Genomic DNA, 14834 nt, shown 5'->3' on the forward strand with positions numbered 1-14834 from the left:
TCAAATTCCATTATGTCTGCCAGTGAACTTACACTCAGAACGGTAAAGGTGATACGATACGTAACACCGCTGCGCGAAGGCGGCTCACTGCCGGCTATCGCCGAAGCGGATGATGGCTTTCTCTATGTACTCAAATTCCGCGGAGCGGGTCAGGGCATCAAAGCGCTGGTAGCCGAACTCATCGGAGGAGAGATCGCCCGAACGCTCGGCCTCAGAATTCCTGAACTGGTATTTGCAACGCTCGATCCGGCATTTGGAAGAACAGAGCCAGACGAAGAAATTCAAGATCTGCTGAAAGCCAGTGTAGGACTGAATCTTGGCCTTCATTATCTGCAAAGCGCCATCACTTTCGACCCTGTTGTGAACGATGTAGATCCGCTGCTGGCATCGAAAATCGTATGGATGGATTGCCTGCTCACCAACGTAGACAGAACAGCGCGCAACACCAATATGCTTTACTGGAATAAAGAACTCTGGCTGATCGATCACGGAGCAGCTTTGTATTTCCACCATTCGTGGCAGCAATGGGAAGCACAGTCCATCAAACCATTCACCATGGTGAAAGATCATGTACTGCTGCCATTCGCTTCCAGACTAGAAGAGGTGAATGAACAGTTCCGTCAACTGCTGACTCCCGAAAAGATCAGACAGATAGTAAACACCATTCCTACAGACTGGCTGCAAACATGGGCAACCGAAGAAACGCCGGAACATATCCGCGACATCTATTACGGATTCCTCACAAAAAGACTCGAAGCCTCAGAAATATTTGTAAAAGAAGCCCAGCATGCAAGAAGCGTACTTATTTGAATATGCAGTGATCCGCATTGTACCACGGGTAGAACGCGAAGAGTTCCTCAATGCGGGAGTGATTCTGTATTGCAGGGACAAACGCTTTTTGCAAACCATCTACACCGTCGATAGCCATCGCCTGCTGGCACTTTGCCCCAAATTGGATATCCCTGAAATTCAGGCACATCTTCAGGCATTTGAACAGATTGCGCTGGGCAATTCCAGTGCCAGTCCAATCGCTAAACTCGATATTGCCAGCCGCTTCCGCTGGCTCACTGCTACACGAAGCACAGTACTTCAGTCGTCTAAAGTGCATCCCGGGCTATGCGTTGATCCGCTGGCCACACTGCAAAAACTGCATGCACAGCTGGTGCTCTGATGCGATTTCCTTTTATCAGGAACATTTGTAACTTTATAGTACACCCTCACTTATCAGGCAATCCTGTCCCTTTCTTCATCACCTAAACCTACTAACGATGAAAAAGATTTGCCTTATCCTGCTGGCTCTGACCGGCGCAAACCTGCTATCAGCACAGATTTCAGCAGTTACACACGAACTGGTTTCTCCATCCTCGCTTACCTGGCTTACCGATAGCCTGAAACAGGTTTACCGGCTCAGCTACCCCGTAAGCTCCGTGCATCATTACACAGATCAGTCCGGCAATTACTACTGCGTGTTCACTGAAAGTCTCGATTCGGTTGGTCAGAAAAGCGACAGCTTCCATTACCGGATCAGAGCCGTGAATCTGAAACTGGCGGAAAACGGACAATACAGCAAAGTATGGGACATGAATGATTACGTGTTGCAACGCGACCAATCGGAAAACACCATCTGGTTCTGGAAAAGCTACATTGCATTTGAAGATATAGACAAAGATGGACTGGCTGATCCACTGATCGTTTATGGCACCACTACCAACAACGGATTAAAAAACGGAAGAGTAAAATGCATGATCTTCTACAAAGGAGAAAAGATCGGAGTACGCCACCAGAACGGCCTCCAGACTGCCGAGCGGAACACTACCATCGATAAATCGTTTTACGCCATGCCCGCCCCTGTTCAACTGGCAGTGAGTCAGCGCATGGAATTATGGGTGAAAAATCAGGAAGCGATCTTCTCCACCGGATGGCAGAAATCGATGAAGAGCAAGCGTACTTATTTCGACGAAAAGAATCAGTGACACAAAAGATGCCTGAAGCATCACAGACATAGCCGCAATAAAAAGGCGCTCCGGTAGAAACCGAAGCGCCTGAACGCTGATTGCATTATAGATCATGGGATCATTTGTACAATCAGTTTCCTGCTGCATGCTAAAATTTATAGATCACTGCTGCTGCCACATTCGCCGGATCGATCTGATCGATATAGCTGGTGCGGTAGGCGTCGAAGCCAACAGCATTGAAGATATTATTTCCAAATACGCGTACACCCCAGTTCTTGTTGATCTCATAACCAACCTGTGCATTCACAATGGTGTAAGCTTTATTCTTCCATGGTTTTGTGTTGGGTTGAATACCGTGGAAGTTAGTGTTGGCCTGCGTCCAGTCGTTATACGGACGATCACCGAGATAATACACACCAGCGCTCAGGTTCAGGTTACGCAGCGCACCTTCTCTGATTGTGTAGCTGGCCCATGCATTGAATGTATGTGTAGGTGTATTGTTGGGAGCAGAACCCGGAACAAAAGTGGTGTGCTCTTTATATTGTGCATCGATGTAAGCGTAACCTGCAATCAGCTCGAGATTTTCGAGAACACGGCCAGTGATCTCCACTTCAACACCTTTGCGTTCGTCGTTACCACCTTTGAAGTAGTAGTTCTTCAGCTCAATTACACCAGTTGAAGGATTGAGTACCGCCGCCTGAATATTCTGGTTCCTGTTGTTGATCTGGAATACGGTAAGATTGAAACGAAGGCGATCGTTCAGCCACTGAGATTTGAAGCCAGCTTCGATCTGATCGATCCTTTCGTTGCCCAGCTCATTGCCGTTGATATCTACGTACTGTGCTGTACGCGGATTGGTACTGTTGGTGTAAGATGCAAAGAGGTTGATATTCTTGTTAACGGTGAACATCACTCCTGCCAATGGATTCCAGTAGCTTTCACGAATAGCGTTTGCATTCAGCTCTGTTCTGCTTTCGGTAGTTGTGAAGCGAACTGAACCGAAGAGACGCAGCCATTTGTTCACCTGAATTACATCCTGTACTGTAACACCCGTGCTTCTGTCGGTAGTATTGGTTTCACCGGAAGGAGTGAAATTGTAGGTTTTGTTCAGCTTGTTGTTGATTGGCTTGAACACATCGATGGTATCCACCACAAATGAATTGTAGTTCTTCATATTCACTTTGGAAGTACGATAATCAACACCCACCATGAAAGTGTGTTTGATTTTTCCGGTGTACACATTTTGTCCAACCAGATCGAACTGCACTACGCTGTTCTTATCGTTACGATAGCCATCATGGCCGAGTGAACGGCGTTGCAGATTGAGCTGCGATACGTTGATATTATTGGGTGTATCAGATTTGAGAGCCGAAAGCGAAGCACGGATGCCTTCGTTGGTAAACGCTGAATAATAGTAAGAACCTCTGAGATAAAGTTTTTCGTTCAGCTCTCTTCTGAAACGGACAGCGTAGTTGCTGTTGATGGTATTCGCTCTGTCGGAAGAGAAACCGAGGAAACGGCCTTTCGGTAATTTGTAAATATCGTTGTATTTATTGCCTGGCGCGAGATTCACGGTTCCTACATCTTTTGTACGACTGTCGTCGAGATAATCCATTTCAACAGTGATGGCTGTTTTCTCATCGGGTCTCCATTCCAATGATGGGTTGATGAAGAATTTCTCTACACCAACATTCTTTACATCATGATAATCACCTGATCTTTCATAGCCGCCATTGATGCGGAAGGCGATGGTATTTCTATTATCGAGCACACCCTGCACATCAAAAACAGGACGTACCTGATTGAAAGTGTTTGCACGCAGGCTCACCATACCGCTGTTAACGAACTTAGGCGTTTTGGTAACAACATTGATGATACCGCCAGGGCCGCCCAGATCGGTTGCAGCGCCCATGGTTACTGCACTTGACCCTTTCAGCACCTGAATATTTTCTACAGACTGCAGATCGGTAATGAAACCGAATCCACGAAAATCGGTATGCATGCGTACACCATTCTTCAGAATCGGAATGCCTCTGAAGCCACGTGAAGAGATGCTCTCAGAAGCGCCGCCATAACGCGCGTATGTGTATACCCCCGGTACATTACGTGTTGCTTCGATCACCGTAAGATTACCCTGCTGTGAGATGAGTTTATCGGAGATAACAGAAATACTCTGGATCTGATCGCCCGGCTTCAATGGCAGTCTGGTAAGGGCATCCAGCTTCTGCGGCTGTTTGTTGCGCTGACCAAACACTTCTACTGCTTCCATTTCGTTGGAGCTTTCAGTGAGCGTTATATCGAGTACAATGGTGCTGTCTTCACCAATGCTGAGCTGCTTTTCCTGCGAGCTGAAACCTATAGCGGATATCCTTAACTGATATGTACCGGGAGCCAGTGCAGTGATCAGGTATGCGCCTTCCTGATTGGCTTTTGAACCTTTATGCATTCCTTCAACAATAATCGAAGCGCCTGAAACCGGCTTCCCCTGTGCATTCTGCACCTTTCCTTTGATAGTTGCTCCCTGCTGTGCCCATAACTGCTGCAACATTAACAAAGAGACGAACAGCATCTTAATTTTCTTTCCCATAAGTATCACCTGTTTTTTTCGGCTGCAAAATTACCGTGTGCAACCGGAGGTGCTGTGACGCATAAAGGAGTATTAATGACGCAGGAGGGATTAATACAGCATTAATTGAAATTGATTCAATCCAATTTTTCCCGATTCCATAAATGATTCACCTCATAACTGGATATTTTTACCGCGCGTATGTTGATCAGAGCAGAATGTATTGATCCCGACCAATTTTTATTGGAAACTGATTTCCCACCCTTCTTCCAGGAACCCGGAAAAGCGATTACAGAAATCAGACGCACCGCCAATGGACCAAACTGCAGTGGCAGTTTTCTCGACCTTTTCTTTGAAGGTGTGCTGGTATGGCATGGCCATATGCAATCGGGTAAAGATCTGCTGGTAAATTATGAAGTAGATTTTCCGGTGGTTCAGGTGTTGTTTTCCCTGACCTCCAATACGCTGTACTGTTCAGACAGTATGGACGTACCTTTTTCTCTCAACACTAATCAGTTCAATATTTGCTATATGCCCTGGTACAATGGCACTATTGAATGGAAGGCTTCAGAAAAAATGGAATCGGTAGAATTTTATATCCTGCCGGAATACTTCGATCGCTTTCTGCCAGAAGAAAAATTGTTTCAGCAATTCAGAACAGATATTCAGCAACAGCGATTCAGCAGACTAAGCAATCACAATCTGCCGATCACTGCCCCCATGCAGGTTTTGCTGCGCGACATCGTTCATTCAAAAAGAAAAAATCATTACAGACGATTGGAAGTGGAAGCCAAACTCACGGAACTGTTGCTGTTGCAGTTTGAACAATTCCGGCAGTTCAATGAGAATCCCGTATGTGCCACACTCAAGCAATCCGAGATCGAGAAAATGTATTTCGCGCGGGAAATAATTCTCAGCAATTACGATAAACCCTGCTCACTCATCGATCTTGCACATGAGGTAGGCACCAATGAATATAAACTGAAGAAACATTTCAAAGCAGTTTTCGGCAATACAGTATTCGGCTATCTCAACAATTCAAAAATGGCACACGCAAAAGATCTGCTGCAAAGCGGGGCCATGAATGTAACTGAAGTGGCAGATCTCGTAGGCTACAAGAACACCACTCACTTTACGGCTGCATTCAAAAAACATTTCGGCATTCTGCCCAGTGATCTGAAATTGTAGTGTAATTATAAAACAGGCTGCGCCTTTTTCTCATATCTCTGCAACCCTCCGAGTAACACCAAACCCAGTACAGCAAAGGCTCCCAGCAATACAAGCGGGCCAGAACCATCACTACCGTTACTGTTCAGCAGAAAAGAAAGCAGCGGCAATCCGATACCACCTCCAATGAAATAGGCAGTAGAAGTAAGGCTTGCACCAACACCGAGATGCTCTTCGGGAACTTTCTCCATGGCAATTACGGAGTAACCGGTAAAGCAAAGGATCATTCCGATACCGGCGATGCAGGCTCCGCCCGCGAGCAGCAATGCCAGCTGATGCGTCTGCAATGCGAGTATGATGCAGGTAGCACCCAGCAACATAGAGCAGGTGCCGACGATAGCAATGATCTTATCATTCATAACACGGAGCATGCGCGGCAAAACAAATTTCCCGAAGATGGCCGAAGCGAAGCTGAAGGGCATGAGCATTAACCCTGCTTCAAATGCGGCATAATGGAACTTCTGCTGCATAATGTAACTGATGAGAAAAAGATAGCCGGTGAAGATGGCGCCCAGCAGAATAAAAAGCGTATTGCCGGTTCTGAGAGACCGGATGCTGAGTAGTTTCAGATCGATCAACGGTTCACGGGCACGCTTCAATCTCCGGTAAAGCAGCCCACCGAACAATATCGTAGAACCCAGCAGCAGAGAGAACTTCAGCGGATCAGCTCCGATATGTGGGAGCATCTCTGTAGTCCAGGTTAGAAAGAACATCGCAACAATCAACACCAATGCAGAAATAATATCAGGCTTGCTTTTATGCCCAGGACGATCGTTTTCCAGATAGAAGAATGCCACTGCAATAATGAACAGCAGCACCGGTACATTGATCAGAAAAACCCAACTCCAGCCCCAGTAGTTTGCAATGATGCCGCCAACAGATAATCCACTTCCCGAACCTACTGCTGCAAACGAACTGAATATTCCAATGGCTTTGCTTCTTTCTCCCGGTTCAGAAAAATAGTAATTGATGATAGCAAACGCAGATGGCATCAGCAATGCAGCACCCAGCCCCTGCACTGCCCTGAATATTACCAGCGATGTAAAGGAAGTAGATAAACCGGCACCGAGTGAAGTAACCAGAAAGATAAAAGATCCGGCAAGGAAGATATTCTTTCTTCCGAAGTAATCGGTGAGTTTGCCGCCCAGCAACAGGAAGCATCCGTAAACCAGCACGTAAGCACTCTGTAATTTGTAACTTGATTCGCTGGTAAGTCCCAGACTTTTTTCTATCAGTGGCAGCGCAAGGTTAACAATTGCAATGTCCAGCGCTTCCACAAATACACCCATCGAAGCAATGATGAGTATGAGTTTCCTGTTCTTCATATAATCTCTCTGTTGCAGGCCAAAATTAAACTAGTCAGTCCATTTGCGCTTCAAATAGCGCTATTTCAGAACAATTGCTCATATTTTTGCATTAATTCATGTCAATTGAACTTTAAACTCAATCATATCATATGCCGGCAGCACAAATGAACTCCGCAAACTACACACCCGATGAAAAAGACTACCAGATACTGAAAGTGCTGGAAGAGAATGGCAGGTTATCTGTCCGTGAAGTGGCAGCCAAAGTACACCTGAGCGCAACACCTACACTGGAGCGCATCCGAAGGCTTGAGCAAAACGGCGTGATAATGCAATACGGCGCATTGCTCAATCACAAAAAGATCAACAAGGGCATAATTGTAATTTGCCAGGTGAGTATCAGAGAGCATAACCGGAAAGCAGCGAAACAGTTTCTCGATAAGATCCATTCATTTAAGGAAGTGCTGGAGTGTTACAATATTGCAGGAGATTTTGATTTTATGCTGAAGATTGTTTCGGAGTCGATGGAAACCTATCACGATTTTTTTGTGAACAAGCTGAGTGAGGTACCGCATATCGGGCATTCCAAAAGCATATTTGTGATGAACGTGATGAAACAAACACATCAGATGCTGTAATCAGAAAAATGCAGGCCAACTCCGGAATATCCAACCTGAAGCGTAATTTTAAATGTTACAGCGCAGTTCAACCATGCCAGCATGAGCCAGAAACTTAGACAGCATTTAGAAACGATCATCGATCTCACGGACGAGGAATTCGACTATATCCTCTCCCATTTCACCTATCGTAAATTTCTAAAGAACCAGTATGTTATTCAGGAAGGTGATTATGTGAAGTACGATTATTTTGTATTGAGTGGTCTATTGAAATCCTGGCAAATCGACGATAAAGGCAGTATCCATATTGTTCTGTTTGCAACAGAAAACTGGTGGATCTCCGATCCGGAAGCCTTCCACTATCAAACCAAAGCAACACTGAACATCGATTGTTTCGAAGACAGTGAAACACTTTTTATTTCTCAAGAAAACAGAGAAAAGCTTTGCGCAGAGATGCAAAAGATGCAATACTTTTTTCGAAAGAAAACCACGGCAGGATATGTGGCATCGCAAAAAAGAATTCTGTCGCTGATAAGTTTCAATGCCAAACAACGATATGAATATTTCACACAACAATATCCCGATCTTTTACAGCGGGTACCTAAAACCCTCATCGCATCTTACTTAGGAATCACCAGAGAAACTTTAAGCAGGCTTATTTCTTTGCAGCCGTGATATTTGTCACGCTTGTTTTGTGATATTCTTCCTTTAACAGCCATGCTGCGTTACTGAATTTTGTACCTAAAATTCAGATTCATGACAGAACAACCAGCTTCCAACAGAATACCTCCGGCTATCTGGGCTTTAACTTTTTGCGTTTTCGGTTTTGGTACAGCAGAATTTGTGTCCGTAGGTTTGCTGCCTACCATTGCGGCAGATTTATCAGTCCCTGTAAGTTACACGGGTCTACTGGTTACGATGTATGCATTAGGTATTGCCGTGGGAGGGCCACTGCTCACAGCAATTACAGGAAGTATCGAGCGAAAGAAACTATTGATAACAGCGCTGCTGTTATTTGTTTTCGGCAATCTCATTGCCTATTTTTCTTCCAACATTTATACGCTGCTGATCAGCAGGGCTATCACCGGTGCAACCAATGGTTTGTTTCTTGCACACGCCGTAGTGATGGCCAGCAATATGGTTGAAGGGAACAAAAAAGCCACTGCTATCTCATTGGTTTTTTCCGGACTTATGATTGCCACAGTGGTGGGCGCTCCTGCCGGTACTTATTTGGGTACGCATTTCGGCTGGCATGCAACATTTCTAGCTATCATCATCTGGACCCTCGCAGGATTGATTGGGCTGATTTTCGTATTGCCTACTCAACCCAAACCAGTAGCTGCATTAAGATTAGGGGATATACCCGTAGTGTTCAAAAACACTTCTGTACTCATCATATTGCTCGCTAATATTTTTGCGTATACCGGAACATTCGTGTTGTTTACTTACATCTCTCCCGTGTTAAAAAACATTACAGGGTTTTCCGAGAACCTGATAAATCTTGTGTTGCTGATATTTGGAGTGGGCGTGGCTTTAGGTAATTTTGCAGGAGGAAGATTATCCGACCGTAAGCCATCAAAAACATTGGTGTATCTCTTCTTATTTCACGCCATTGTTTTATTCATACTCTCATTTGTTTTGGGAAGTAAGCCATTGGTTTTTGCACTTGTGCTGATACTGGGATTTCTTGCATACGGGAATGTTCCGGCATTGCAATTACTCGCTGTGCAGTTATCGGAAAAGCACAAACCGGGCAGTGGTGGCATTGCATCTGCCGTAAATGTATCAGCATTTAATGTCGGAGTGATTTTAGGCTCGTTGATTGGAGGCGCTATCATAAATAGTTATTCATTGAATACAACGCCCTGGGTAGGGGGTGTTTTTGTGCTGATAGCGTTGTTACTGGGGATACTGAATTACCGCAGAAACAAAACTTCGGAGCAATAGCAGGATGTAGTCCTGCATAAAAGTATAGTGATCAGGAATGTTTAGAGTTGTCTAAACTCCTTATCAAATATTTTAGAAAAATTTCAGGTTATCTCACTTGCTTTTTATCTAATACATCCTCTTGATCAGAATGCCTAACGAAGTAGATAATATGCATTCTATGAATATCTTTTCCCTTAGGCGAAGGGATATTCGTAGATTAGTTACTATAATGGGGGAGTTTATGGCTAACAAACCCGGCTAATCTAATGCCATCAATCTTTACAAATTTCAGGGTCGAAACATTAATTAAACAAAGGTTACTATTGGAGGTAATCTATTCTTTTTAAATCTTGAATATCAGAGAATGTTTATGGCCATGAATTTAACTACTTTGAGGCCTAGAAACTGAATCCTCAAAGCAAAATTCGACCTGTCCAAAAATACAGTTTCGAATAGAGGCAGTCGCCCCTAGTTTTTCTGAGCTAGCCATAATACGACCTTAGTCGTCATTATTTATTGATAATCCATTTTTAGACCTAGCAAGCCTAGAAGATAAATTTGAAACAAATCATCTTGTATATTCTCCTCTTTAGAAATTAATGAATCAAAAGTTTCATGTCCAAAATTTAGGAAATATTGGCTTCCATTATTAACAGATGGCTTGGTTGTCTTATTGAATTTACCAACTTCTATAGATATTCCTAAACGACTTTCAATCAATGATATATGTCGTCGTAACTGATCTGGGAATTGGTTTTTATCCATTTTCATATCATCTATCAGATATCCGTTCACTTCTGAAATCTCTGTCAATACCATCCCATGTTCTGAACACAACAGCTGAAGAACACTAGACAAACTAACTGGCTGCGAACCATCCCAGAATTGAACATTTATGGTGTTATTTTCTATAACCAAATTTCCCATATCTTCTAAATATTGAGAAACGATTAATTCATATTCACTGCTGACAAATTTGGAGTTGATATAAACGTTTGTAATATTAAGTTTCTTAATTTCTTGAATAACCCTTAGAAAGCTAACAGGCATCCCGTGATATTTTACTAAAGTATATTCACTGCAAAGAGAAAGCAACTCTTTTTTTGAATAAAAATCAGAATATGACTGCTCAACCTGAACATAATTAGTATCATAATACTGCAAATAATAATGCAGATAGTTCATTACAGCTCTCTTAATTTCTATTGCGTCACTTTCTAGAACTAGTCTGAATAATTTTCTTAATGCAATTGATATCTCTTTACGAAATGCTTCTGACTTGGGAGAGGCTATAACATTACTTCTTGAAACATCAAAATCAATGGCCTTAGGCTTAAAATTGACTTCCCCACAAATGATTTGGGGAAACCTAAATGGTAATATGGTGTGAGATAGATGCGAGATTAAGAAACCACTGTTTGAAGCAATGATTGTTCTTGCATTACCGCTAATTCCTAATCTGAGTTCATATTTATCATTAACATCTGAATACTCAAAAACACATCCATCTGTATTCCAGCTCTCATTACTTTGAAACCGTGCCCCATTTATATAAATTTCGAGATTACTAATATGTCTACAATAACTTTGCGCATGTTGAAACGCCATTTGAACAGTAAACTCCCTCTTTAAATAGACACGAATTGTTGTTCCAGAAATATTTTTCTTATTACTTTCACTTGGTGTTATATAATTAAACCCTTTGAACACATCTTGAATCTCGAATATAACTTGGTCATCTTCGTCACTTTTGGTTGAAACAATTACTTTCTCTGCTGCAATAAAGGTGCTTATGAAACCAATTCCAAACCTTGAAATCAAATTAAAGTTTCCAGTACTATCATTAAATTCTTGACTAATACTTTTTCCAATAACAGAAAAATGATTTTTTATAATTTCCTTACTCATTCCATCGCCTTCGTCTTCTACCTCAAAATAGTTCTCCGTCATATTTAGGCGAATTATTATTTTAGGATTACTGTGGGTTTGTTTTACTCTAACCCTGTTGCAAGCATCCACAGAATTTTGGATTAGTTCCCGTACAAACACATATGGATTAGGATAAATTGACTTTCCTATTAATAAACTAACTATTCGATGCACATCTGCAGTATAGCTATTAGGTAAAGATTTATCTTCGTTGTTTGAAACTTCAGCAAGCTTGTAGTACTCAATTTTATTAGGCAACTTCCCATCATACTTCCCATCAGGCAAAGAATCGGTATCCTTATCAAAGCGAAAACCACTATTCTTAATAAATTTTCTTGCATGTATGCTAAATAACTTCTCTTGGACATTTAGATCAAGAATACAATATCCTGGCTGGAAAAGGCTTGACGTTTCATTAGCTTGACTAAATGCAGATCGGCCGTTTAATGCGAGGTACCCTCCACTTGCTGACCAAATACTATCTGCATGATATCGATGGCTGTGGCCAAAAAACGCTACGTCAAAGTTTTGGGATTTTAAGATATTTTCGACTTCTTCACGTTCGGCAGGATTTATTGCATCAAGAGGATGATGAAATACAGCTATATTCATGTCCGTTTGATTGCTATTAAAATAGCGCTTTGCATTAAACAATTGATTGCTTCCAATGAAATGTTCCTCTTGCTTCAATTCTGAAGAGCACCTCCATGAATCATTAATTAAAGCAATGCCAAATTTTAAATTTCCGACACGTACAATTGTAACTGACTCATTATTCGAAAACTTATAATTTGTATTTTTTTCATGAAACTCCTTTTCGAATTCTTTAAACTGCCTTATCCGAGAATTTGTATTTGTAAACTCCTCTCTCATTCCAATTAATTCTTCATTCGCAGATTCTCTAGTTAGGTTTTTAGCTAAGTAAAATTCAATTCGCTTATCAATTTGTTGACGATTTACGTCATGGTTACCTGCCAGAAAAAGGATATGATCATGCGAAATGTTAAGCGCACTAGTAATTGGCGCAATAATTTCATTATTAAAAACAGTATAAGGATTATCTCCTAAAGAAGCACCTCCTTTGTCTAGTAAATCTCCTGAAAAAATGATAATATCAATGGGGCTTTTTTCATGAAATTTTTTTAGATCATCAACTAAACTCTCAATGTAAAAGCTACGGAGGTCAACTAGATTTTCTTTAGAGAGGTGTATATCGGAGAGTTGGACGATTCTCATTTGAATAATAAAGATGAAAAATTAATAAAGACATTGAGAAGGTAGTAAACTATCTTTCACCTTCAAAATTCGAATCTATAAAAAAAAGGCTCACAATCATGTGAGCCTTTTTTGCGGAGGAGAAGGGATTCGAACCCTTGATAGGATTTCTCCTATACACACTTTCCAGGCGTGCCAGTTCAACCACTCCTGCACTCCTCCGGAAGGGGTGCAAAAATACAGGTTCCCTACTTAGCTTCCGAATATTTTTTCAGCATTTTTAGAAGTAATTTCTGCAATTGCCTCACGGCTAACGCCTTTTACTTCGGCCAGCTTGTCTGCGATATAGGTCAGGTAGCTGCTTTCGTTCCTTTTGCCCCTGAATGGTACGGGGGTGAGATAGGGCGCATCTGTTTCCAGCACCATATGCTCCAGCGAGATATTGGCGAGCGCTTCGGCTACGCCCGATTTCTTATAGGTGAGCACTCCGCCGATGCCCAGATAAAACCCTGCATCTACGATCTGCTGTGCCTGTTCAGCATTTCCGTTGAAGCAGTGGAAAATGCCACGAAGCTTCCCGAACTGGTGTTCACGTACGATCTGAATGCAATCGTCCATGGCCTGCCGGCTATGGATCACTATCGGCAGATCGTACTGCAATGCCCATTCTATCTGACGGTGAAAAGCAATGGTTTGCTGCTCTACATGCGTGGTATCCCAGTAGTAATCGAGGCCGATCTCGCCCACTGCTGCGAACCTGCGTTTCTGCAGCCAGTCCTCCACCAATTTGAGCTCATCCAGGTAATTCTCTTTCACGTAACAGGGATGCAATCCCATCATGGCGAAACATTTTCCGGGATAATCTGCCTCCGTTTTCAACATCGAATCGATGGTTGTGCTGTCAATTCCGGGAAGATAAAATTTTGTAACACCTTCTGCGGCTGCCCGCTCCATCACCTGCGGAAGATCCGCATCGAACTCCGTTGAATTTAAATGAGTATGAGTATCAGTAATTTGTATTGACGACATTTTTCAAAATTCTATAAAATTTCTCATCGGGTAAAATAACTACGGCGCTCAGGCGCACATATAAGGATAAAACCCGAAATAATAAAACTTCATATAAAAAAATAAATCATGGCTTTCGTCAAAAATTTTGACATCCGACAATGTGTCCGAATAAGGCCATAGTTCCAAATTGCGACCCCACTGAAATTACTTTGGATTAATCAAAAAAGTTTATACCTTTAATTCAGTTTTCATAGGGTACGGATTAAAAACGGGCCAGGGTTTCTACCCCGGCCCAACTTTTTTAAAACCACTCTGCATCAAGCTCTTCGCCACTCTTTCCGACAAATTTTCAGTCGGATTAAAAACAAATTAAACTTTCTTTTCTCCTATTTTTCGTCGGTGATTTTATCGGTTTCTGCCGGTATTGCTTCGAATCTGAATCCCTTTTCAGTGAAATATTGCAGCACTTTGGGTAATGCTTCCCGCATTCTGGGCAATGCTTTCGCACTATCATGAAAAACAACAATCGATCCGGAATCTGCCTTCGCCGTTACATTGAATGCACAACGTTCCGCAGTCAGTTTCTGATCGAAATCGCCACTCAGTACATCCCACATTATTACTCTGAATTTGCGCGCCGCATCTTTATAGGTAGCAGCTCCTGTAAGCACTTTACTCTGGAACTGTGTGATTCTTCCGTAAGGTGGACGAAAAAGATCAGCATCCACATACTTCGTTGTTTTCAGTATGTCTTCAATGTATTTGGCATCGGGGGTTTTCCATCCATTGAGATGCTGCCAGGTATGATTGCCTGTACGATGCCCCTCATCGAGTATCCTTCTGTACAGATCTGGATGCTCCACCACATTCTTTCCGATACAGAAAAATGTAGCGTTTGCATTCCACTGCTTCAGTGTATCGAGCACGTAGGGAGTTGCCTCTGCATGCGGACCATCATCAAAGGTGAGGTACAGAATTTTCTCCTGCTTTTTCACAGGTATTTTCCATGTACATAATGGATAGAGTTTCCTCAGCCACCACGGTGTTTTAACAAGGTAGAACATAGCGGAATTGTCTGCTG

12 protein-coding genes and 1 tRNA gene are annotated in these 14834 nt (G+C 42.5%); 7 read left to right on the forward strand and 6 right to left on the reverse strand.

Annotated elements, in window-relative coordinates; genetic code table 11:
- The first annotated feature begins 12 nt into the window (after nt 1-12).
- The 3 genes from HHL16_RS00910 to HHL16_RS00920 all read left to right on the forward strand — a co-directional run bounded on the left by HHL16_RS00910 (nt 13) and on the right by HHL16_RS00920 (nt 1973).
- Nucleotides 13-810, forward strand: coding sequence for a HipA family kinase (locus HHL16_RS00910; protein ID WP_169423264.1), 798 nt, complete (start codon nt 13-15; stop codon nt 808-810).
- Complete coding sequence (locus HHL16_RS00915; RefSeq protein WP_169423265.1) at nt 788-1171, forward strand: DUF3037 domain-containing protein; 384 nt, start codon at nt 788-790, stop codon at nt 1169-1171. Before HHL16_RS00910 ends, HHL16_RS00915 begins: the two co-directional genes overlap by 23 nt.
- Nucleotides 1172-1268: 97 nt before the next feature.
- Complete coding sequence (locus HHL16_RS00920) at nt 1269-1973, forward strand: hypothetical protein (protein WP_169423266.1); 705 nt, start codon at nt 1269-1271, stop codon at nt 1971-1973.
- A 130-nt stretch (nt 1974-2103) separates the two neighbouring features.
- Here the strand turns inward: HHL16_RS00920 and HHL16_RS00925 are convergent, their stop codons facing one another.
- Complete coding sequence (locus HHL16_RS00925) at nt 2104-4542, reverse strand: TonB-dependent receptor (protein WP_169423267.1); 2439 nt, start codon at nt 4540-4542, stop codon at nt 2104-2106.
- A gap of 222 nt (nt 4543-4764) precedes the next feature.
- Between HHL16_RS00925 and HHL16_RS00930 the strand changes: the two genes are divergently transcribed.
- Nucleotides 4765-5709 (forward strand): AraC family transcriptional regulator, encoded by a 945-nt coding sequence (locus HHL16_RS00930; protein WP_169423268.1) that lies wholly within the window; start codon nt 4765-4767, stop codon nt 5707-5709.
- A gap of 5 nt (nt 5710-5714) precedes the next feature.
- Here HHL16_RS00930 and HHL16_RS00935 read toward each other — a convergent pair whose 3' ends face one another.
- Nucleotides 5715-7073, reverse strand: a complete 1359-nt coding sequence (locus HHL16_RS00935; protein ID WP_169423269.1) for an MFS transporter — start codon at nt 7071-7073, stop codon at nt 5715-5717.
- Nucleotides 7074-7204: 131 nt separating this feature from the next.
- Between HHL16_RS00935 and HHL16_RS00940 the strand changes: the two genes are divergently transcribed.
- The 3 genes from HHL16_RS00940 to HHL16_RS00950 all read left to right on the forward strand — a co-directional run bounded on the left by HHL16_RS00940 (nt 7205) and on the right by HHL16_RS00950 (nt 9616).
- The gene (locus HHL16_RS00940; RefSeq protein WP_206022207.1) at nt 7205-7690 is read left to right on the forward strand and encodes an Lrp/AsnC family transcriptional regulator; all 486 of its coding nucleotides are present in this window, start codon (nt 7205-7207) and stop codon (nt 7688-7690) included.
- An 81-nt stretch (nt 7691-7771) separates the two neighbouring features.
- Nucleotides 7772-8344 carry a Crp/Fnr family transcriptional regulator gene (locus tag HHL16_RS00945; RefSeq protein WP_169423270.1) on the forward strand — a complete coding sequence of 191 codons (573 nt, stop codon included), beginning with the start codon at nt 7772-7774 and terminating at the stop codon, nt 8342-8344.
- A gap of 81 nt (nt 8345-8425) precedes the next feature.
- Entirely contained in the window at nt 8426-9616 is a 1191-nt protein-coding gene (locus tag HHL16_RS00950; protein WP_169423271.1) for an MFS transporter, read from the forward strand.
- Between the two features lie 495 nt (nt 9617-10111).
- Here the strand turns inward: HHL16_RS00950 and HHL16_RS00955 are convergent, their stop codons facing one another.
- The 4 genes from HHL16_RS00955 to HHL16_RS00970 form a co-directional block, all read right to left on the reverse strand.
- A complete protein-coding gene (locus tag HHL16_RS00955) occupies nt 10112-12763 on the reverse strand; it encodes a metallophosphoesterase (RefSeq protein ID WP_169423272.1) in 2652 nt (883 codons plus the stop codon).
- 114 nt (nt 12764-12877) lie between these two features.
- Nucleotides 12878-12964: transfer RNA gene (locus HHL16_RS00960), tRNA-Ser, on the reverse strand.
- A 30-nt stretch (nt 12965-12994) separates the two neighbouring features.
- Nucleotides 12995-13771 (reverse strand): TatD family hydrolase, encoded by a 777-nt coding sequence (locus tag HHL16_RS00965; RefSeq protein ID WP_169423273.1) that lies wholly within the window; start codon nt 13769-13771, stop codon nt 12995-12997.
- A gap of 368 nt (nt 13772-14139) precedes the next feature.
- On the reverse strand, nt 14140-14817 hold the full coding sequence (locus HHL16_RS00970) for a polysaccharide deacetylase family protein (RefSeq protein WP_169423274.1): 678 nt from the start codon (nt 14815-14817) through the stop codon (nt 14140-14142).
- Nucleotides 14818-14834 lie beyond the last annotated feature (17 nt).

The sequence above is a fragment of the Pseudoflavitalea sp. G-6-1-2 genome, assembly GCF_012927185.1.
In the GTDB taxonomy this organism is placed as follows: Bacteria; Bacteroidota; Bacteroidia; order Chitinophagales; family Chitinophagaceae; genus Pseudobacter.